Origin of the sequence: Streptococcus mitis (assembly GCF_047464965.1) — a bacterium.
Taxonomy (GTDB): Bacteria; Bacillota; Bacilli; order Lactobacillales; family Streptococcaceae; genus Streptococcus; species Streptococcus mitis_DU.
The window spans coordinates 50,764-69,705 of record NZ_JASHAT010000002.1 but is presented as its reverse complement, the minus strand read 5'-3'; the positions used below and the strand labels follow the sequence as shown (position 1 = coordinate 69,705).

Annotated in this window: 17 protein-coding genes; all 17 read left to right on the top strand. The window is 39.9% G+C overall.

Going from position 1 to position 18,942, the window contains the following annotated elements; translation table 11 throughout:
- Positions 1 to 55: 55 nt before the first annotated feature.
- Positions 56 to 1,216: an ABC transporter substrate-binding protein gene (locus QM408_RS01810; protein ID WP_049486978.1), complete on the top strand. Its 1,161-nt coding sequence runs from the start codon at positions 56 to 58 to the stop codon at positions 1,214 to 1,216.
- A gap of 222 nt (positions 1,217 to 1,438) precedes the next feature.
- Positions 1,439 to 2,308 (top strand): branched-chain amino acid ABC transporter permease, encoded by an 870-nt coding sequence (locus tag QM408_RS01805; protein ID WP_000941427.1) that lies wholly within the window; start codon positions 1,439 to 1,441, stop codon positions 2,306 to 2,308.
- A gap of 3 nt (positions 2,309 to 2,311) precedes the next feature.
- On the top strand, positions 2,312 to 3,268 hold the full coding sequence (locus QM408_RS01800) for a branched-chain amino acid ABC transporter permease (protein WP_004256818.1): 957 nt from the start codon (positions 2,312 to 2,314) through the stop codon (positions 3,266 to 3,268).
- On the top strand, positions 3,268 to 4,032 hold the full coding sequence (locus QM408_RS01795; protein ID WP_001185997.1) for an ABC transporter ATP-binding protein: 765 nt from the start codon (positions 3,268 to 3,270) through the stop codon (positions 4,030 to 4,032). Before QM408_RS01800 ends, QM408_RS01795 begins: the two co-directional genes overlap by 1 nt.
- On the top strand, positions 4,032 to 4,742 hold the full coding sequence (locus QM408_RS01790) for an ABC transporter ATP-binding protein (RefSeq protein ID WP_000062200.1): 711 nt from the start codon (positions 4,032 to 4,034) through the stop codon (positions 4,740 to 4,742). Before QM408_RS01795 ends, QM408_RS01790 begins: the two co-directional genes overlap by 1 nt.
- A 358-nt stretch (positions 4,743 to 5,100) precedes the next feature.
- Positions 5,101 to 5,757, top strand: a complete 657-nt coding sequence (locus QM408_RS01785; protein WP_084926636.1) for a CBS domain-containing protein — start codon at positions 5,101 to 5,103, stop codon at positions 5,755 to 5,757.
- A gap of 108 nt (positions 5,758 to 5,865) precedes the next feature.
- A protein-coding gene (gene prfB, locus QM408_RS01780; RefSeq protein ID WP_142359004.1) for a peptide chain release factor 2 occupies positions 5,866 to 6,961 on the top strand; the annotation gives its coding sequence in 2 pieces (ribosomal slippage) (positions 5,866 to 5,937 and positions 5,939 to 6,961; 1,095 coding nt in all).
- Positions 6,962 to 6,978: 17 nt separating this feature from the next.
- Positions 6,979 to 7,671, top strand: coding sequence for a cell division ATP-binding protein FtsE (gene ftsE / locus QM408_RS01775; protein WP_000022260.1), 693 nt, complete (start codon positions 6,979 to 6,981; stop codon positions 7,669 to 7,671).
- Positions 7,664 to 8,590 carry a permease-like cell division protein FtsX gene (ftsX, locus tag QM408_RS01770; protein ID WP_000625545.1) on the top strand — a complete coding sequence of 309 codons (927 nt, stop codon included), beginning with the start codon at positions 7,664 to 7,666 and terminating at the stop codon, positions 8,588 to 8,590. The genes ftsE and ftsX overlap by 8 nt, the downstream gene beginning before the upstream one ends.
- 179 nt (positions 8,591 to 8,769) lie before the next feature.
- A complete protein-coding gene (locus tag QM408_RS01765; RefSeq protein WP_020903476.1) occupies positions 8,770 to 10,950 on the top strand; it encodes a PTS transporter subunit IIBC in 2,181 nt (726 codons plus the stop codon).
- Between the two features lie 51 nt (positions 10,951 to 11,001).
- Positions 11,002 to 11,817, top strand: a complete 816-nt coding sequence (locus tag QM408_RS01760) for an endonuclease/exonuclease/phosphatase family protein (RefSeq protein ID WP_020903475.1) — start codon at positions 11,002 to 11,004, stop codon at positions 11,815 to 11,817.
- Between the two features lie 140 nt (positions 11,818 to 11,957).
- Entirely contained in the window at positions 11,958 to 13,301 is a 1,344-nt protein-coding gene (locus QM408_RS01755) for a DEAD/DEAH box helicase (protein WP_414373355.1), read from the top strand.
- Positions 13,302 to 13,515: 214 nt separating this feature from the next.
- The gene (gene metK / locus QM408_RS01750; RefSeq protein WP_261125979.1) at positions 13,516 to 14,706 is read left to right on the top strand and encodes a methionine adenosyltransferase; all 1,191 of its coding nucleotides are present in this window, start codon (positions 13,516 to 13,518) and stop codon (positions 14,704 to 14,706) included.
- An 89-nt stretch (positions 14,707 to 14,795) separates the two neighbouring features.
- Positions 14,796 to 16,187 carry a peptidoglycan-N-acetylglucosamine deacetylase PgdA gene (pgdA, locus tag QM408_RS01745; RefSeq protein ID WP_414373351.1) on the top strand — a complete coding sequence of 464 codons (1,392 nt, stop codon included), beginning with the start codon at positions 14,796 to 14,798 and terminating at the stop codon, positions 16,185 to 16,187.
- A 76-nt stretch (positions 16,188 to 16,263) separates the two neighbouring features.
- Positions 16,264 to 17,106 (top strand): aldo/keto reductase, encoded by an 843-nt coding sequence (locus QM408_RS01740; RefSeq protein WP_023948286.1) that lies wholly within the window; start codon positions 16,264 to 16,266, stop codon positions 17,104 to 17,106.
- A 268-nt stretch (positions 17,107 to 17,374) separates the two neighbouring features.
- On the top strand, positions 17,375 to 17,746 hold the full coding sequence (locus QM408_RS01735) for a GFA family protein (RefSeq protein WP_000912013.1): 372 nt from the start codon (positions 17,375 to 17,377) through the stop codon (positions 17,744 to 17,746).
- A gap of 209 nt (positions 17,747 to 17,955) precedes the next feature.
- Positions 17,956 to 18,873: a glycine--tRNA ligase subunit alpha gene (gene glyQ / locus QM408_RS01730; RefSeq protein ID WP_000038733.1), complete on the top strand. Its 918-nt coding sequence runs from the start codon at positions 17,956 to 17,958 to the stop codon at positions 18,871 to 18,873.
- The last annotated feature ends 69 nt before the right edge of the window (positions 18,874 to 18,942 follow it).

The window sequence follows — 18,942 nt, the reverse complement described above, 5'->3', positions numbered from 1 at the left end:
AATTCGGTATATTCTTAACATGCTATTTATTTAAGAAATAAGGAGACAAAAAAAGATGAAGAAAAAATTTGCCCTATCGTTTGTGGCGCTTGCAAGTGTAGCACTTCTTGCAGCCTGTGGAGAAGTGAAGTCTGGAGCGTCAAACGCTGCTGGTAACTCAGTAGAGGAAAAGACAATCAAAATTGGATTTAACTTCGAAGAAACTGGTGCCGTAGCTGCCTACGGAACATCTGAACAAAAAGGTGCCCAACTTGCCGTTGATGAAATCAATGCAGCAGGTGGTATCGACGGAAAACAAATCGAAGTAGTTGATAAAGATAATAAATCTGAAACTGCTGAGGCGGCTTCAGTAACAACTAACCTAGTAACCCAATCTAAGGTATCAGCAATCGTAGGACCTGCGACATCTGGTGCAACTGCAGCTGCTGTAGCTAACGCTACAAAAGCAGGTGTTCCATTGATTTCGCCAAGTGCGACTCAAGATGGATTGACTAAAGGTCAAGATTACCTCTTTATCGGAACTTTCCAAGATAGCTTCCAAGGAAAAATTATCTCAAACTATGTTTCTGAAAAATTGCAAGCTAAGAAAGTTGTTCTTTACACTGATAATGCTAGCGACTATGCTAAAGGTATTGCCAAAGCCTTCCGTGAAGCTTACAAAGGTGAAATCGTTGCAGATGAAACTTTCGTAGCAGGTGACACAGACTTCCAAGCAGCCCTTACAAAAATGAAAGGGAAAGATTTTGATGCTATCATCGTTCCTGGTTACTACACTGAAGCTGGTAAAATTGTAAACCAAGCGCGTGGTATGGGAATTGACAAACCAATCGTTGGTGGTGATGGATTCAACGGTGAAGAGTTTGTACAACAAGCAACTCCTGAAAAAGCATCAAACATCTACTTTATCTCAGGCTTCTCAACTACTGTAGAAGTTTCAGCTAAAGCAAAAGCTTTCCTTGATGCTTACCGTGCTAAGTACAACGAAGAGCCTTCAACATTTGCAGCCTTGGCTTATGACTCAGTTCACCTTGTAGCAAACGCAGCAAAAGGTGCTAAAAACTCTGGCGAAATCAAGGATAACCTTGCTAAAACAAAAGATTTTGAAGGTGTAACTGGTCAAACAAGCTTCGATGCAGACCACAACACAGTCAAAACTGCTTACATGATGACCATGAACAATGGTAAGGTTGAAGCAGCAGAAGTTGTAAAACCATAATAGAAAAATGTTGAAATAGGGAATGAGCCTCTGACTCACTCCCTGTTTCGATGTTTAATACTCTTTGAAAATCAAATTCAAACTGCGTCAACGTCGCCTTGCCGTACTCAAGTACAGCCTGCGGCTAGTTTCCTAGTTTGCTCTTTGATTTTCATTGAGTAAAAGAACCTATCAAAAAGTGAGGGAAAACCCTCGAAATTATAAATAGAAAGAGTGAATCTTATGCTCCAACAACTAGTAAATGGTTTGATTCTAGGTAGTGTTTATGCTCTGTTAGCCTTAGGATATACCATGGTTTACGGAATTATCAAGCTCATCAACTTCGCCCACGGTGATATTTATATGATGGGAGCCTTTATCGGTTATTTCTTGATTAATTCTTTCCAAATGAATTTCTTTGTAGCTCTTATTGTAGCTATGTTAGCGACAGCCATTCTTGGTGTCGTGATTGAGTTCCTTGCTTACCGACCTTTGCGTCACTCTACTCGTATTGCTGTTTTGATTACAGCTATTGGGGTTTCTTTCCTATTGGAATATGGGATGGTCTATCTGGTTGGTGCTAATACCCGTGCCTTCCCTCAAGCGATTCAAACAGTTCGCTATGATTTGGGACCAGTTAGCCTAACAAACGTGCAGTTAATGATTTTGGCCATTTCCTTGATTTTGATGATTTTGTTACAAGTCATTGTCCAAAAGACTAAGATGGGGAAAGCCATGCGTGCAGTATCCGTAGATAGCGATGCGGCGCAATTGATGGGGATCAATGTAAACCGTACTATCAGCTTTACCTTCGCTTTGGGGTCAGCTCTTGCGGGTGCGGCTGGTGTTCTGATTGCCCTCTATTATAACTCTCTTGAGCCTTTGATGGGAGTTACTCCAGGTCTTAAATCTTTCGTTGCCGCAGTACTTGGTGGTATCGGAATTATTCCTGGTGCAGCTCTTGGTGGTTTTGTGATTGGTCTATTGGAAACCTTTGCGACAGCCTTTGGAATGTCAGACTTCCGTGATGCTATTGTTTATGGAATCTTGTTGTTGATCTTGATTGTCCGCCCAGCTGGTATCCTTGGTAAAAATGTGAAAGAGAAGGTGTAAACGATGAAAGAAAATTTAAAAGTTAATATTCTATGGTTACTCCTTTTGTTAGCTGGCTATGGCTTGATTAGTGTATTGGTTTCAGTCGGAGTACTCAATCTATTCTATGTACAGATTTTACAACAAATCGGAATTAATATTATTCTGGCTGTTGGTCTCAACTTAATCGTTGGTTTTTCAGGCCAATTTTCACTTGGTCATGCTGGTTTCATGGCGATTGGTGCCTATGCCGCTGCTATTATTGGTTCTAAATCACCAACCTACGGTGCCTTCTTTGGAGCCATGCTGTTAGGTGCTTTGCTTTCAGGAGCAGTTGCCTTGCTTGTCGGAATTCCAACCTTACGCTTGAAGGGGGATTACCTTGCGGTAGCAACTCTCGGTGTTTCTGAAATTATCCGTATCTTTATCATCAATGGTGGAAGCCTTACAAATGGTGCAGCAGGTATCTTGGGAATTCCTAACTTTACAACCTGGCAAATGGTTTACTTCTTTGTCGTGATTACAACCATTGCAACCTTGAACTTTTTGCGTAGTCCAATTGGTCGTTCAACTCTCTCTGTTCGTGAGGATGAAATCGCTGCTGAGTCAGTTGGGGTTAATACGACTAAGATTAAAATCATCGCCTTCGTCTTTGGTGCTATTACTGCAAGTATTGCAGGGTCACTTCAGGCAGGATTTATCGGTTCAGTTGTACCGAAAGATTACACTTTCATCAACTCAATCAACGTTTTGATCATTGTTGTCTTTGGTGGACTTGGTTCCATTACAGGTGCTATTGTTTCAGCTATTGTTCTTGGAATTTTGAATATGCTTCTCCAAGATGTTGCTAGTGTGCGTATGATTATTTATGCTTTGGCCTTGGTATTGGTAATGATTTTCAGACCAGGTGGACTACTTGGGACATGGGAATTGAGCCTATCACGTTTCTTTAAAAAATCTAAGAAGGAGGAACAAAACTAATGGCATTACTTGAAGTAAAACAGTTAACCAAACATTTTGGCGGTCTAACAGCTGTTGGAGATGTGACTCTTGAATTGAACGAAGGGGAATTGGTTGGACTAATCGGTCCAAATGGAGCTGGTAAAACCACCCTTTTCAATCTCTTGACAGGTGTTTATGAACCAAGTGAGGGAACAGTAACACTAGATGGTCACCTTTTGAATGGAAAGTCACCTTATAAGATTGCTTCTTTGGGACTTGGACGTACATTCCAAAATATCCGTCTCTTTAAAGATTTAACAGTTTTGGACAATGTTTTGATTGCTTTTGGCAACCATCACAAACAACATGTTTTTGCTAGTTTCTTACGCTTACCAGCTTTTTACAAGAGTGAAAAAGAATTAAAGGCTAAGGCTTTGGAATTGTTGAAAATCTTTGATTTAGATGGTGATGCAGAAACTCTTGCTAAAAATCTTGCCTACGGACAACAACGTCGTTTGGAAATTGTTCGTGCTCTCGCTACGGAACCTAAAATTCTCTTTTTAGATGAACCAGCAGCAGGTATGAACCCACAGGAAACAGCCGAATTGACTGAGTTAATTCGTCGTATCAAAGATGAATTTAAGATTACGATCATGCTGATTGAACACGATATGAATCTGGTCATGGAAGTGACAGAACGTATCTACGTACTTGAATATGGTCGTTTGATTGCTCAGGGAACTCCAGACGAAATTAAGACCAATAAACGCGTTATCGAAGCTTATCTAGGAGGTGAAGCCTAATGTCTATGTTAAAAGTTGATAATCTTTCTGTGCATTACGGTATGATCCAAGCAGTCCGTGATGTAAGCTTTGAAGTAAATGAAGGAGAGGTTGTTTCCCTTATCGGTGCCAATGGTGCAGGTAAGACAACCATTCTCCGTACCTTGTCTGGTTTGGTTAGACCGAGTTCAGGAAAGATTGAATTTTTAGGTCAAGAAATCCAAAAAATGCCAGCTCAAAAAATCGTGGCAGGTGGTCTTTCACAAGTTCCAGAAGGACGCCACGTCTTTCCTGGCTTAACTGTTATGGAAAATCTTGAAATGGGAGCTTTCTTAAAGAAAAATCGTGAAGAAAATCAAGCCAACTTGAAGAAAGTTTTCTCACGCTTTCCTCGTCTTGAAGAACGGAAGAACCAAGATGCAGCTACTCTTTCAGGGGGGGAACAACAAATGCTTGCCATGGGACGCGCTCTTATGTCAACACCAAAACTTCTTCTTTTAGATGAACCATCAATGGGACTTGCCCCAATCTTTATCCAAGAGATTTTTGATATCATTCAAGATATCCAGAAGCAAGGGACAACTGTCCTCTTGATTGAACAAAATGCCAATAAGGCACTCGCTATCTCTGACCGAGGATATGTACTGGAAACAGGAAAAATCGTTCTATCAGGAACAGGAAAAGAACTCGCCTCATCAGAAGAAGTCAGAAAAGCATATCTAGGTGGCTAAAACAATCCAGTGGATTGTTTTAGCTGGCAGATGAAGATTGCGAAGTAATCATCATTATAGTCCGGGGGACCTTTTTAGTCAGTGAATAGAGATTGCGAAGCAATTATCTTTTCCAGTGGATTATTTTAGTCGGCATATTTAGGTTGCAAACAAATCTACATCTACACTGAAAGATGAATTTCTAATAATTGAAAAAATCGAATGAAACGTTTCTTACCTTCATTCACAGAGCTCGATTTTAGAGCTCTTTTTGCTAGCTTATTCATACTTTTCTGAATTTTGAAAAAGAAATGTAAGCGTTTGATAGATTTACAAAAAGATTGTATAATAGGGATAAGAATAAAAAAGGAGAAGTCTCATGGCAGTTAAAGATTTTATGACCCGCAAGGTAGTGTATATTAGTCCAGATACAACAGTATCTCATGCAGCAGATTTGATGAGAGAGCAAGGATTGCACCGCTTGCCTGTTATCGAAAATGATCAATTGGTTGGTTTGGTGACTGAGGGAACCATTGCCCAAGCTAGTCCATCCAAGGCAACAAGTCTTTCTATCTATGAGATGAATTATCTTCTAAATAAGACAAAAGTAAAAGATGTCATGATTCGCGATGTTGTCACTGTTTCAGGCTATGCGAGTCTAGAGGATGCAACTTATTTGATGTTGAAAAACAAGATTGGTATTCTTCCTGTCGTAGATAATCATCAAGTATACGGAGTTATTACGGACCGTGACGTTTTCCAAGCCTTTCTTGAAATTGCTGGTTATGGAGAAGAAGGAATTCGTGTGCGCTTTGTTACAGAAGATGAAGTTGGTGTCCTCGGAAAGATTGTTTCTTTGATTGCAGAAGAAAATTTGAATATCTCTCATACAGTCAATATTCCGCGTAAGGATGGTAAGGTCATTATCGAAGTTCAAATTGATGGTTCAGTTGATTTGATAGCATTAAAGCAAAAATTTGAAGCTGAAAATATTCAAGTGGAAGAGATTAGTCGTACTTCAGCAAAAGTTTTATAAGAAGGGAAGCCGAAAGGCTTCCTTTTATGTTTAATAAGGGATTAGAGCAAAAGATGGAAAGAAATGATAGATTATGGTATAATAAAACGATATAAAAAAGGAGTATTTATGGACATTTCAGAAATTCGTCAGAAAATTGACGCAAATCGTGAAAAATTAGCTTCTTTCAGGGGGTCTCTTTGACCTCGAAGGTTTAGAGGAAGAGATTGCCATCTTGGAAAACAAGATGACAGAACCTGATTTTTGGAACGATAATATCGCGGCCCAAAAAACGTCGCAAGAATTAAATGAATTAAAAAACACATACAACACCTTCCACAAAATGGAAGAGTTGCAGGATGAAGTCGAAATTTTATTAGACTTTTTAGCTGAAGATGAGTCGGTTCATGAAGAATTGGTAACGCAGTTATCCGAACTTGATAAGATGATGACCAGTTACGAGATGACCTTGCTCTTGTCAGAACCTTATGACCATAATAATGCGATTTTGGAAATCCATCCAGGATCCGGTGGTACTGAGGCTCAGGACTGGGGTGATATGTTGCTTCGTATGTATACTCGCTATGGAAATGCTAAAGGCTTTAAAGTGGAAGTATTAGATTACCAAGCAGGAGATGAAGCTGGTATCAAGTCAGTAACCTTATCATTTGAAGGACCTAATGCCTATGGTCTTCTCAAATCAGAAATGGGTGTTCACCGCTTGGTGCGAATTTCACCATTTGACTCTGCTAAACGTCGCCATACCTCTTTCACATCTGTAGAAGTAATGCCAGAATTGGATGATACCATTGAAGTGGAAATCCGTGAAGATGATATCAAGATGGATACCTTTCGTTCAGGTGGAGCTGGTGGACAAAACGTCAATAAAGTTTCAACAGGTGTGCGTTTAACACATATTCCTACTGGGACTGTTGTCCAGTCAACGGTCGATCGTACCCAGTATGGAAATAGAGATCGTGCCATGAAGATGTTGCAGGCTAAGCTCTATCAAATGGAGCAAGAAAAGAAAGCTGCGGAAGTTGATTCCCTCAAGGGTGAGAAAAAGGAAATCACATGGGGAAGCCAAATCCGTTCATATGTTTTCACGCCTTATACTATGGTAAAAGATCATCGAACTAGTTTTGAAGTTGCGCAGGTAGATAAGGTTATGGATGGAGACCTAGATGGTTTTATCGATGCTTATCTCAAGTGGCGAATCAGCTAAGATAGAAAGGAACTCACATGTCAATCATTGAAATGAGAGATGTCGTCAAAAAATACGACAACGGAACGACTGCCCTACGTGGTGTTTCGGTCAGCATTCAACCAGGAGAATTTGCCTATATCGTAGGTCCGTCAGGAGCTGGGAAATCAACCTTTATTCGTTCTTTGTATCGCGAAGTAAAAATCGAAAAAGGAAGCTTATCTGTTGCTGGTTTTAATCTAGTTAAAATAAAAAAGAAAGATGTCCCTCTCCTACGTCGTAGTGTTGGTGTTGTCTTCCAAGATTATAAACTGTTACCAAAGAAAACCGTTTATGAAAATATTGCTTATGCAATGGAGGTAATTGGAGAAAGTCGCCGTAATATCAAAAAACGTGTTATGGAAGTCTTAGACTTGGTTGGATTGAAGCATAAGGTTCGTTCTTTCCCAAATGAACTTTCAGGGGGAGAACAGCAACGGATTGCAATTGCACGTGCCATTGTAAACAATCCAAAAGTATTGATTGCGGACGAACCAACAGGAAACTTGGACCCAGATAATTCATGGGAAATTATGAACTTGCTGGAACGCATCAATCTCCAAGGTACAACTGTCTTGATGGCTACCCACAACAGTCAGATTGTAAATACCTTGCGCCACCGTGTCATTGCCATTGAAAATGGCCGTGTCGTTCGTGACGAAGCTAAAGGAGAATATGGATACGATGATTAGTAGATTTTTTCGTCATTTATTTGAATCGTTAAAAAGTTTGAAACGAAATGGCTGGATGACAGTAGCTGCTGTTAGTTCAGTTATGATTACTTTGACCTTGGTTGCAATATTTGCATCTGTTATCTTTAATACGGCTAAACTAGCTACAGATATCGAAAATAATGTCCGAGTAATGGTATACATTCGTAAGGACGTAGCTGATAATAGTGAGACCATTGAAAAAGAAGGTCAAACTGTTACAAATAACGACTACCATAAGGTATATGATGCTTTGAAAGGTATGTCAACCGTTAAAAGTGTTACGTTTTCAAGTAAAGAAGAACAATATGAAAAGTTGACAGAAACAATGGGGGACAACTGGAAAATCTTTGAAGGCGATGCCAATCCTCTCTATGATGCATATATCGTTGATACAAATACACCAAGTGATGTAAAGACAGTAGCAGAAGAGGCTAAAAAAATCGAAGGTGTATCAGAAGTTCAAGATGGTGGTGCTAATACAGAACGCTTGTTTAAGTTAGCCTCATTTATTCGTGTTTGGGGACTAGTTATCGCTGGATTATTGATTTTCATTGCGGTGTTCTTGATTTCTAATACTATACGTATCACCATTATTTCACGAAGCCGTGAAATTCAAATCATGCGTTTAGTAGGTGCTAAGAATGGCTATATCCGCGGACCTTTCTTGCTTGAAGGTGCCTTCATTGGTTTGCTTGGAGCAACACTTCCATCAGTTCTGGTATTTATTGTCTATAAAATGGTTTACCAATCTGTTAATAAGTCATTGGTTGGTCAGAACCTTTCAATGATATCACCAGAAGTATTCAGTCCACTGATGATTGCCTTATTATTTGTGATTGGAATTTTTATCGGTTCAATCGGATCAGGAATTTCAATGCGCCGATTCCTGAAAATCTAAAATAGAAGTATATTTGAGGAGATTTTAATATCTCCTTTTTTACTACAAAAATTTTAGAAAAAAGTCTACTTTTTTTTATAAAAGCCTTTACAAAAAAAATTAAAGTGGTATAATTGAATTATAGAAAGTGCAAACGTTTTCGTAAAACGTTTGCCTAAATAAAAATAAAGGAGATTTGAATGATGAAAGATACATTCAAAAATGTCTTGTCTTTCGAGTTTTGGCAAAAATTCGGTAAGGCTTTGATGGTGGTTATCGCGGTTATGCCGGCTGCTGGTTTGATGATTTCAATCGGTAAGTCTATCGTAATGATTAACCCAACTTTTGCACCACTTGTAGTTACAGGTGGAATTCTTGAGCAAATTGGTTGGGGGGTTATCGGTAACCTTCACATTTTGTTTGCCCTAGCAATTGGAGGAAGCTGGGCTAAAGAACGTGCTGGTGGTGCTTTCGCCGCTGGTCTTGCCTTCATCTTGATTAACCGTATCACTGGTACAATCTTTGGTGTATCAGGAGATATGTTGAAAAATCCAGATGCTATGGTCACAACTCTCTTTGGTGGTTCAATCAAAGTTGCTGATTACTTCATTAGTGTTCTTGAAGCTCCAGCATTGAACATGGGTGTGTTTGTAGGGATTATCTCAGGTTTTGTAGGGGCAACTGCTTACAATAAATACTACAACTTCCGTAAACTTCCTGATGCACTTTCATTCTTCAACGGGAAACGTTTCGTACCATTTGTAGTTATTCTTCGTTCAGCAATCGCTGCAATTCTACTTGCTGCCTTCTGGCCAGTAGTTCAAACAGGTATCAATAGCTTTGGTATCTGGATTGCCAACTCACAAGAAACTGCTCCAATCCTTGCACCATTCTTGTATGGTACTTTGGAACGTTTGCTCTTGCCATTTGGTCTTCACCATATGTTGACTATCCCAATGAACTACACAGCTCTTGGTGGTACTTATGACATTTTAACTGGTGCAGCTAAAGGTACTCAAGTATTTGGTCAAGACCCACTATGGCTTGCATGGGTAACAGACCTTGTTAACCTTAAAGGTACAGATGCAAGTCACTACCAACAATTGTTAGATACTGTTCACCCAGCTCGTTTCAAAGTTGGACAAATGATCGGTTCATTCGGTATCTTGATGGGTATGATCGTTGCTATCTACCGTAATGTCGATGCTGATAAGAAACATCAATATAAAGGTATGATGATTGCGACAGCTCTTGCAACATTCTTGACAGGGGTTACTGAACCAATCGAATACATGTTCATGTTTGTAGCAACACCTATGTATCTTGTTTACTCACTTGTTCAAGGTGCTGCCTTCGCTATGGCTGACGTAGTAAACCTACGTGTCCACTCATTCGGTTCAATTGAATTCTTGACTCGTACACCACTAGCAATTAATGCTGGTATTGGTATGGATATCGTTAACTTTATCTGGGTAACTGTTCTCTTTGCCGTAATCATGTACTTTATCGCAAACTTCATGATTCAAAAATTCAACTACGCAACTCCAGGACGTAACGGAAATTACGAAACTGCTGAAGGTTCAGAAGAAGCTAGTAGCGAAGTGAAAGTTGCAGCAGGCTCTCAAGCTGTAAACATTATTAACCTTCTTGGTGGACGTGCAAACATCGTTGATGTTGATGCATGTATGACTCGTCTTCGTGTAACTGTAAAAGATGCTGACAAAGTCGGTGATGCAGAACAATGGAAAGCAGAAGGAGCTATGGGTCTTGTCATGAAAGGACAAGGAGTTCAAGCTATCTACGGTCCAAAAGCAGACGTATTGAAATCTGATATCCAAGATATCCTTGATTCAGGTGAAATCATTCCTGAAACTCTTCCAAGCCAAATGACTGAAGCACAACAAAACACTGTTCACTTCAAAGGTCTTACTGAGGAAGTTTACTCAGTAGCAGACGGTCAAGTTGTTGCTTTGGAACAAGTAAAAGATCCAGTATTTGCTCAAAAAATGATGGGTGATGGATTTGCAGTAGAACCTGCAAATGGAAACATTGTATCTCCAGTTTCAGGTACTGTATCAAGCATCTTCCCAACAAAACATGCTCTTGGTATTGTGACTGAACCAGGTCTTGAAGTATTGGTTCACATTGGTTTGGACACAGTAAGTCTTGAAGGTAAACCATTTACAGTTCATGTTGCTGAAGGACAAAAAGTTGCAGCAGGAGATCTTCTTGTCACAGCTGACTTGGATGCTATCCGTGCAGCAGGACGTGAAACTTCAACAGTAGTTGTCTTCACAAATGGTGATGCAATTAAATCAGTTAAATTAGAAAAAACAGGTTCTCTTGCAGCTAAAACAGCAGTTGCTAAAGTAGAATTGTAATATACTTGAGGTTGGAAGCTGTATTCCAACCTCTTATTTTGGGAGAAAAGAATGAAATTTTTAACACTCAATACTCACAGTTGGATGGAGAAAGAAGCAGAGGAAAAATTCCAGATTTTGCTTGAGGATATTCTTGAAAAAGACTATGATTTGATTTGTTTCCAAGAAATCAATCAGGAGATCACTTCGCCAGTGGTGGAGGTTAATGACCTTTATCAAGCTTTGCCAGCAGCTGAGCCTATTCACCAAGACCATTATGTTAGACTTTTGGTTGAAAAGTTGTCAGAGCAAGGGAAAGATTACTACTGGACTTGGGCCTATAACCATATTGGTTATGACCGCTACCATGAAGGTGTGGCTATCTTGTCTAAAACACCTATTGAAGCAAGAGAAATTTTGGTTTCAGATGTGGATGATCCAACAGACTATCATACTCGCCGTGTCGCCCTGGCTGAAACTGTAGTTGATGGCAAGGACCTTGCAGTTGCCAGTGTCCACCTTTCTTGGTGGGATAAAGGTTTCCAAGAAGAATGGGCGCGATTTGAGGCTGTCTTGAAAGAATTGAACAAGCCACTTTTGCTGGCTGGAGATTTCAACAATCCAGCAGGTCAGGAAGGTTACCAAGCTATTTTAGCTAGTCCATTAGGCTTACAAGACGCTTTTGAAGTTGCTCAAGAGAAAAGCGGTAGCTATACCGTTCCACCAGAAATTGATGGCTGGAAGGGGAATACAGAACCCCTTCGAATCGACTATGTTTTTACTACCAAAGAGTTAGAGGTGGAAAATTTACATGTCGTATTTGATGGTAACAAGGGTCCGCAAGTTAGTGATCACTATGGCTTGAATGCTATTTTAAACTGGAAATAAGGACTGAAAAGAGGTTGGGATTCACAAATTCCAGCCTTTTTCTGACTAGAAAAGGTGCTGGAAATAGCCTAAATAAGTGAGACTACTGAAATGGAATAAAATGTGGTATAATTGATAGGATAGATAGAATCGAGGATATTATGTCATTTACGAAATTTCAATTTAAAAACTATATTAGAGAAGCCTTGGAGGAGTTGAAATTTATAACTCCAACAGAGGTACAAGATAAGTTGATTCCCATTGTCTTGGCAGGCCGAGATTTGGTTGGAGAATCAAAAACAGGTTCGGGTAAGACTCACACTTTCCTATTGCCGATTTTCCAGCAATTAGATGAAGCCAGCGATAGTGTTCAAGCAGTCATTACTGCACCGAGCCGTGAATTAGCTACTCAAATTTACCAAGCAGCCCGTCAGATTGCAGCCCACTCAGAGGTAGAAATTCGTGTGGTTAATTATGTGGGTGGTACAGATAAGGCTCGCCAGATTGACAAATTGGCAAGTAACCAGCCTCATATTGTTATCGGAACGCCTGGCCGTATTTATGACTTAGTTAAGTCTGGTGACCTAGCTATTCACAAGGCTAAGACCTTTGTGGTCGATGAGGCAGATATGACCTTGGATATGGGATTCTTGGAAACTGTTGATAAGATTGCTGGAAGCCTTCCAAAAGACTTGCAATTCATGGTCTTCTCAGCGACTATCCCACAAAAACTGCAACCATTCTTGAAAAAATACTTGTCAAATCCTGTTATGGAGAAAATCAAGACCAAAACGGTCATTTCTGATACCATTGATAATTGGTTGATTTCTACAAAGGGACGTGACAAGAATGCTCAAATTTACCAGTTGACTCAGTTGATGCAACCGTATTTGGCAATGATTTTTGTTAACACTAAAACGCGTGCTGATGAATTGTATTCATATCTGACTGCTCAAGGCTTGAAGGTGGCAAAAATCCATGGGGGTATTGCCCCTCGTGAGCGCAAACGTATCATGAACCAGGTGAAAAATCTGGATTTTGAGTATATTGTCGCAACAGATTTGGCAGCGCGTGGAATTGACATTGAAGGTGTCAGCCATGTCATCAATGATGCTATTCCGCAAGATTTGTCCTTCTTTGTTCACCGTGTTGGTCGTACTGGACGAAATGGCCTACCAGGTACAGCTATTACCCTTTATCAGCCAAGTGATGACTCGGATATCCGTGAGTTGGAGAAATTGGGAATCAAGTTTACTCCTAAGATGGTCAAAGATGGGGAATTTCAAGATACTTATGACCGTGATCGTCGTGTCAGCCGTGAGAAAAAACAAGATAAACTTGATATCGAAATGATTGGTTTGGTTAAAAAGAAAAAGAAAAAAGTCAAACCAGGTTATAAGAAAAAAATTCAATGGGCGGTTGATGAAAAGCGCCGCAAAACCAAGCGTGCTGAAAATCGTGCTCGCGGTCGTGCAGAGCGCAAAGCAAAACGCCAAACATTTTAATAGTAATTGTTGGAGTACTGAGCTCCAACTTTTTTTATTTATGAGAACGAACTATCTAAACAGAAACACTACATTAAAGACTGTAAATTGCGTTAAAAAATGGTATAATGATAAAGTTATATAGTCCCGATAAGATGGTAGGTATTCAGCACTAAGAAATTTCCTATCAGTACTTTGTAACTCTATAACACTATTTTTAAGGGGGGACATTTTTATGTCAGAACGTAAATTATTCACGTCTGAATCTGTATCTGAGGGGCATCCAGATAAGATTGCAGACCAAATTTCAGATGCGATTTTGGATGCTATTTTAGCTAAGGATCCAGATGCGCACGTTGCTGCTGAGACAGCTGTATATACTGGTTCCGTCCATGTTTTTGGTGAAATATCTACAAATGCCTATGTGGATATTAACCGTGTGGTTCGTGATACCATTGCAGAGATTGGCTACACCAATACAGAATATGGTTTTTCTGCTGAGACGGTGGGAGTCCATCCGTCACTTGTTGAGCAGTCACCAGATATTGCCCAAGGTGTTAATGAAGCCTTGGAGGTTCGTGGAAATGCAGACCAAGATCCATTGGACTTAATTGGAGCTGGAGACCAAGGGCTCATGTTTGGATTTGCAGTGGATGAAACAGAAGAGCTCATGCCATTGCCAATTTCACTCAGTCATAAGTTGGTTCGTTGTCTGGCAGAACTTCGTAAGTCTGGTGAAATCAGCTATCTTCGTCCAGATGCTAAATCACAAGTTACAGTTGAGTATGATGAAAATGACCGTCCAGTACGTGTGGACACAGTTGTTATTTCAACTCAGCACGATCCAGAAGTCAGCAACGAACAAATTCACAATGATGTCATTAGCAAGGTTATCAAAGAGGTTATTCCAGCCTCTTACTTGGATGAGCAAACAAAATTCTTCATCAATCCAACTGGTCGATTTGTAATCGGTGGACCTCAAGGAGACTCAGGCTTGACTGGTCGTAAGATTATCGTGGATACCTATGGTGGCTACTCTCGTCACGGTGGTGGTGCCTTCTCTGGTAAAGATGCGACTAAGGTGGACCGTTCTGCCTCATATGCAGCTCGTTATATTGCCAAGAATATTGTTGCAGCAGGTTTGGCTAAAAAAGCGGAAGTGCAATTGGCCTATGCTATCGGTGTTGCCCAGCCTGTCTCTGTCCGTATCGATACCTTCGGTACAGGAACAGTAGCTGAAAGCAAACTTGAAAAAGCGGCTCGTCAAATCTTTGATCTTCGCCCTGCAGGAATTATCCAAATGCTGGACCTCAAGCGCCCAATTTACCGTCAAACAGCGGCTTATGGACACATGGGACGTACAGATATTGACCTTCCATGGGAACGTTTGGATAAGGTAGATGCTTTGAAAGAAGCTGTAAAATAAAATCTTAAGAGGGGAACTTCCTCTCTTTTTAATATACTGTTTCCTCTAAAATCATTGAAATTATAGCCTGAATTTGATATGATGGTCTTATGGATAAAAGTAGAGCAAATCGTGTTGAGCACGATAAAAAGAGAATCGGTTTAATAGCCCTAGTAGCTATCTTCTCAGTAAGTATTTGTGTTCTTGGATCGATGATTGGCTACAAGGTATTTTCAAAACAAAACTTTGAACAAAAGATTGAATCGCTTAAAAAAGAGAAAGATGATCAATTGAGTGAGGGAAATCAGAAGGATCATTTTCGTAAAGGACAAGCCGAAGTGATTACCTATTATCCTCTCCAAGGGGAGCAAGTGATTTCGTCTGTAAAAGAAATCATAGTGCAGGATATTAAGGAAAATTTAGAAGACAAGGAGAATCTGGTTTTTTATTATACGGAGAAACAGGATTCGACTTTAAAAGGGATTGTCAACCGAAGTGTGATGAAACAAATCTATGATTTAACTTCGTCAAAAGTTGAAGAGACTGAAAAAACTAGTCTGGCAAAAGTACATTTGACAGAAGATGGCAAATCTTTTACACTTGATCAATTATTTTCAGATGCTAGTAAGGCTAAAGAGCAACTGATAAAAGAACTGACTTCTTTCTTACAGGACAAGAAATTGGAGCAAGAAAAGATTGATCAAGTTGTTAAAGGTTTCTCTGACCAAGACTTGTCTGCATGGAATTTTGATTACAAGGATAGTCAGATTATCCTTTATCCAAGTCAGTCAGTTGAAAATCTAGACGAGATTGCCTTGCCAGTATCTAGTTTCTTTGAAGTTATTCAGTCCTCTTATTTATTAGATAAGGATGCAGAGCTATATAAGGCTTATTATGAAAAGAAAAATCGTAAAGTAGTGGCCCTGACTTTTGATGATGGACCAAATCCTGCAACGACAAATCAAGCATTAGATACTCTTTCTAAGTATGGTATCAAGGCAACTTTCTTTGTTCTAGGTAAGAATGTTTCTGGAAATGAAGAGATTTTGAAACGCATGAAATCGGATGGACATGTCATTGGAAACCATAGTTGGAGTCATCCAGTGCTTTCAAAACTTTCCCTTGATGAAGCTAAAAAACAAATTACTGATACTGAGGATGCGCTAACTAAAGTGTTGGGTTCTAGTTCCAAACTCATGCGTCCGCCTTATGGAGCCATTACAGACGACATTCGCAATAGCCTTGATTTGAGCTTTATTATGTGGGATGTGGATAGTCTGGACTGGAAGAACAAAAATGAAGCAGCGATTTTGACAGAAATTCAACGAGAAGTCAAGAATGGTTCTATTATTCTCATGCATGATATCCATGCTGAGACGGTCAATGCTCTACCGAAGGTTATTGACTATTTGAAAGGGCAAGGGTATGACTTTGTGACCATTCCAGATTTGTTAGATACTCGTCTTAAAGCTCACCAGCTCTACTACGACCGCAATCAATAATACACAAAATCTAAAGAGAAAAGTTTTCCTTGAAAATTTGGCTCTTTGGATTTTCTTCTCATAGAAAGGAAAAATAATGAAATCTTATACTTTAAACAATGGTGTTACAATTCCAGTACTGGGATTTGGAACCTGGAAAGCTGAAAATGGAGAGATTGCATATCAAGCTGTACTAGAGGCTTTAAAGGCAGGCTATCGCCATATCGATACGGCAGCTATTTATAAAAATGAAGAAAGCGTTGGTCGTGCCATTCAAGATAGTGGAGTTCTGCGTGAGGAAATTTTTGTAACCAGCAAACTCTGGAATACAAATCATAGCTATGAGCAAGCTCGTCAGGCTTTTGAAGAGTCTTTAGAGAAACTTGGCTTGGATTATTTGGATTTGTATTTGATTCATTGGCCAAATCCAAAACCGCTCAGAGAAAATAACCACTGGAAAATCCGAAATTCAGAAGTTTGGAGAGCTATGGAAGACCTCTATCAAGAAGGCAAAATCCGTGCTATTGGAGTTAGTAATTTCCTTCCCCATCATTTGGATGCCTTGCTTGAAACAGCAACTATCGTTCCAGCGGTCAATCAAGTTCGTTTGGCTCCAGGTGTGTATCAAGAGGAAGTGGTAGATTACTGTCTAGAAAAAGGAATTTTATTGGAAGCTTGGGGCCCTTTTGGTCAGGGAGAACTGTTTGATAGCAAGCAAGTGCAAGAAATCGCGTTAAATCATGGTAAATCGGTTGCTCAGATAGCCTTGGCCTGGAGCTTAGCAGAAGGATTTTTACCACTTCCAAAATCTGTCACAGCTTCTCGTATTCAGGCTAATCTTGATTGCTTTGGAATTGAACTGAGTCATAAGGAACGTGAAACCTTAAAAACAATTGTTGTTCAGTCTGGTGCTCCACGAGTTGATGATATGGATTTCTAGAAAATCATAAAAAGAATTGTACATTGTGCTAATTTTTGATATAATAGTCAGCAGGAAAGAAAGTCTTATGGCGTTCTTCAAGCGAACTTGGGATAGTGGGAGCCAAGTAGGGCAAAATAAAGAACTGGCGCTTTCTGTAATATTTTTAAAAACAATGAAGTAATAAATTAGGGTGGAACCGCGTTTCTGACGCCCCTAGTCGCAAGGCTTGGGTGTTGAAATTCGGTTCTTTTTGAATTCGTCTAATGCCTAAGTAGAAAGGAGCATAATGCTTAAAGGATCTTGTTTATGTAAAGCAGTGACCTACACTCTAGATGAGGAATTATCGGAATTAGTTTTTTGTCATTGCTCATTTTGTCGGAAAGCAACTGCGTCTGCCTATACAGTTAATGCTAAAGTTAGCAGTGAAAAGCTAGTATTGCATGGAAAAGAAAAGCTTGTTTCCTATAGTTCTTCTCCAGGAAAACAGCGTTATTACTGCCAGAACTGTCATAGTCAAATTTTCACTGTTCAAGAAAATATACCAGAAGTCTGTGCTTTGAAATTAGGTACAATAGATGAAAGCGATCAGAATTTACAAACTGTTCCTAAACGTCATATTTTTCAGGACCCAGCCTTTTCTTGGTTGCTTGAAAAATAAATCTAAGAAGATAATATAAATTAAAGGAGTATTCAATGTCTAAGAAATTAACATTTTACTGCGTCAGTGGCAGAGACCTCCTTACAGTCGGGCTACCCCACGCTCAGCACTAGAGTGCCTGAGCTAGACGCAGTACTAACTCGTCTTGCCTCGTATAATCGACGAGGCAGACTCGTGTCGCAAGTAATTTATATAAAAAGGAGTAAATAATGTCTAAAAAATTGACTTTCCAGGAAATCATCCTTACTTTGCAACAATTTTGGAATGACCAAGGTTGTATGCTCATGCAGGCTTATGACAATGAAAAAGGTGCGGGAACAATGAGTCCTTACACTTTTCTTCGTGCTATCGGACCAGAGCCATGGAATGCGGCTTATGTAGAGCCATCACGTCGTCCTGCGGACGGTCGTTACGGGGAAAATCCTAACCGTCTTTACCAACACCACCAATTCCAAGTAGTTATGAAGCCTTCTCCATCAAATATCCAAGAACTTTACCTTGAATCTTTGGAAAAATTGGGTATCAATCCTTTGGAGCATGATATTCGTTTCGTTGAGGATAACTGGGAAAATCCATCAACTGGTTCAGCTGGTCTTGGTTGGGAAGTTTGGCTTGACGGTATGGAAATCACTCAGTTCACTTATTTCCAACAAGTCGGTGGATTGGCAACTGGCCCTGTGACTGCGGAAGTTACCTATGGTTTAGAGCGTTTGGCTTCTTACATTCAAGAAGTAGACTCTGTCTATGATATCGAATGGGCTGATGGTGTAAAATACGGAGAAATCTTCATCCAGCCTGAGTACGAACACTCAAAATATTCATTTGAAATTTCGGATCAAGAAATGTTGCTTGAAAACTTTGATAAGTTTGAAAAAGAAGCTGGTCGTGCTTTGGAAGAAGGTTTGGTTCACCCCGCCTATGACTATGTTCTCAAATGTTCACATACCTTTAACCTGCTTGATGCGCGTGGTGCCGTATCTGTAACCGAACGCGCAGGCTATATCGCCCGTATCCGTAACTTGGCCCGTGTCGTAGCTAAAACCTTTGTCGCAGAACGAAAACGCCTAGGCTACCCACTTTTGGATGAAGCAACACGAGCTAAACTCTTAGCAGAAGACGCAGAATAGTGAGTAATATTGTGCTCTAAAATCGTTAGAGGCAAGTCGAAGACTTGCTAGAGGGATATGCACCGCCGT

Bases quoted from the DNA above. Each gene is read 5' to 3' on its own strand.
- QM408_RS01805 (WP_000941427.1), top strand. From the start codon at position 1,439: ATGCTCCAACAACTAGTAAATGGTTTGATTCTAGGTAGTGTTTATGCT.
- QM408_RS01790 (WP_000062200.1), top strand. From the start codon at position 4,032: ATGTCTATGTTAAAAGTTGATAATCTTTCTGTGCATTACGGTATGATC.
- metK (WP_261125979.1), top strand. From the start codon at position 13,516: ATGTCAGAACGTAAATTATTCACGTCTGAATCTGTATCTGAGGGGCAT.
- QM408_RS01800 (WP_004256818.1), top strand. From the start codon at position 2,312: ATGAAAGAAAATTTAAAAGTTAATATTCTATGGTTACTCCTTTTGTTA.
- QM408_RS01810 (WP_049486978.1), top strand. From the start codon at position 56: ATGAAGAAAAAATTTGCCCTATCGTTTGTGGCGCTTGCAAGTGTAGCA.
- QM408_RS01760 (WP_020903475.1), top strand. From the start codon at position 11,002: ATGAAATTTTTAACACTCAATACTCACAGTTGGATGGAGAAAGAAGCA.
- glyQ (WP_000038733.1), top strand. From the start codon at position 17,956: ATGTCTAAAAAATTGACTTTCCAGGAAATCATCCTTACTTTGCAACAA.
- ftsX (WP_000625545.1), top strand. From the start codon at position 7,664: ATGATTAGTAGATTTTTTCGTCATTTATTTGAATCGTTAAAAAGTTTG.
- QM408_RS01735 (WP_000912013.1), top strand. From the start codon at position 17,375: ATGCTTAAAGGATCTTGTTTATGTAAAGCAGTGACCTACACTCTAGAT.
- QM408_RS01765 (WP_020903476.1), top strand. From the start codon at position 8,770: ATGATGAAAGATACATTCAAAAATGTCTTGTCTTTCGAGTTTTGGCAA.
- QM408_RS01740 (WP_023948286.1), top strand. From the start codon at position 16,264: ATGAAATCTTATACTTTAAACAATGGTGTTACAATTCCAGTACTGGGA.
- ftsE (WP_000022260.1), top strand. From the start codon at position 6,979: ATGTCAATCATTGAAATGAGAGATGTCGTCAAAAAATACGACAACGGA.
- QM408_RS01785 (WP_084926636.1), top strand. From the start codon at position 5,101: ATGGCAGTTAAAGATTTTATGACCCGCAAGGTAGTGTATATTAGTCCA.
- pgdA (WP_414373351.1), top strand. From the start codon at position 14,796: ATGGATAAAAGTAGAGCAAATCGTGTTGAGCACGATAAAAAGAGAATC.
- QM408_RS01795 (WP_001185997.1), top strand. From the start codon at position 3,268: ATGGCATTACTTGAAGTAAAACAGTTAACCAAACATTTTGGCGGTCTA.
- QM408_RS01755 (WP_414373355.1), top strand. From the start codon at position 11,958: ATGTCATTTACGAAATTTCAATTTAAAAACTATATTAGAGAAGCCTTG.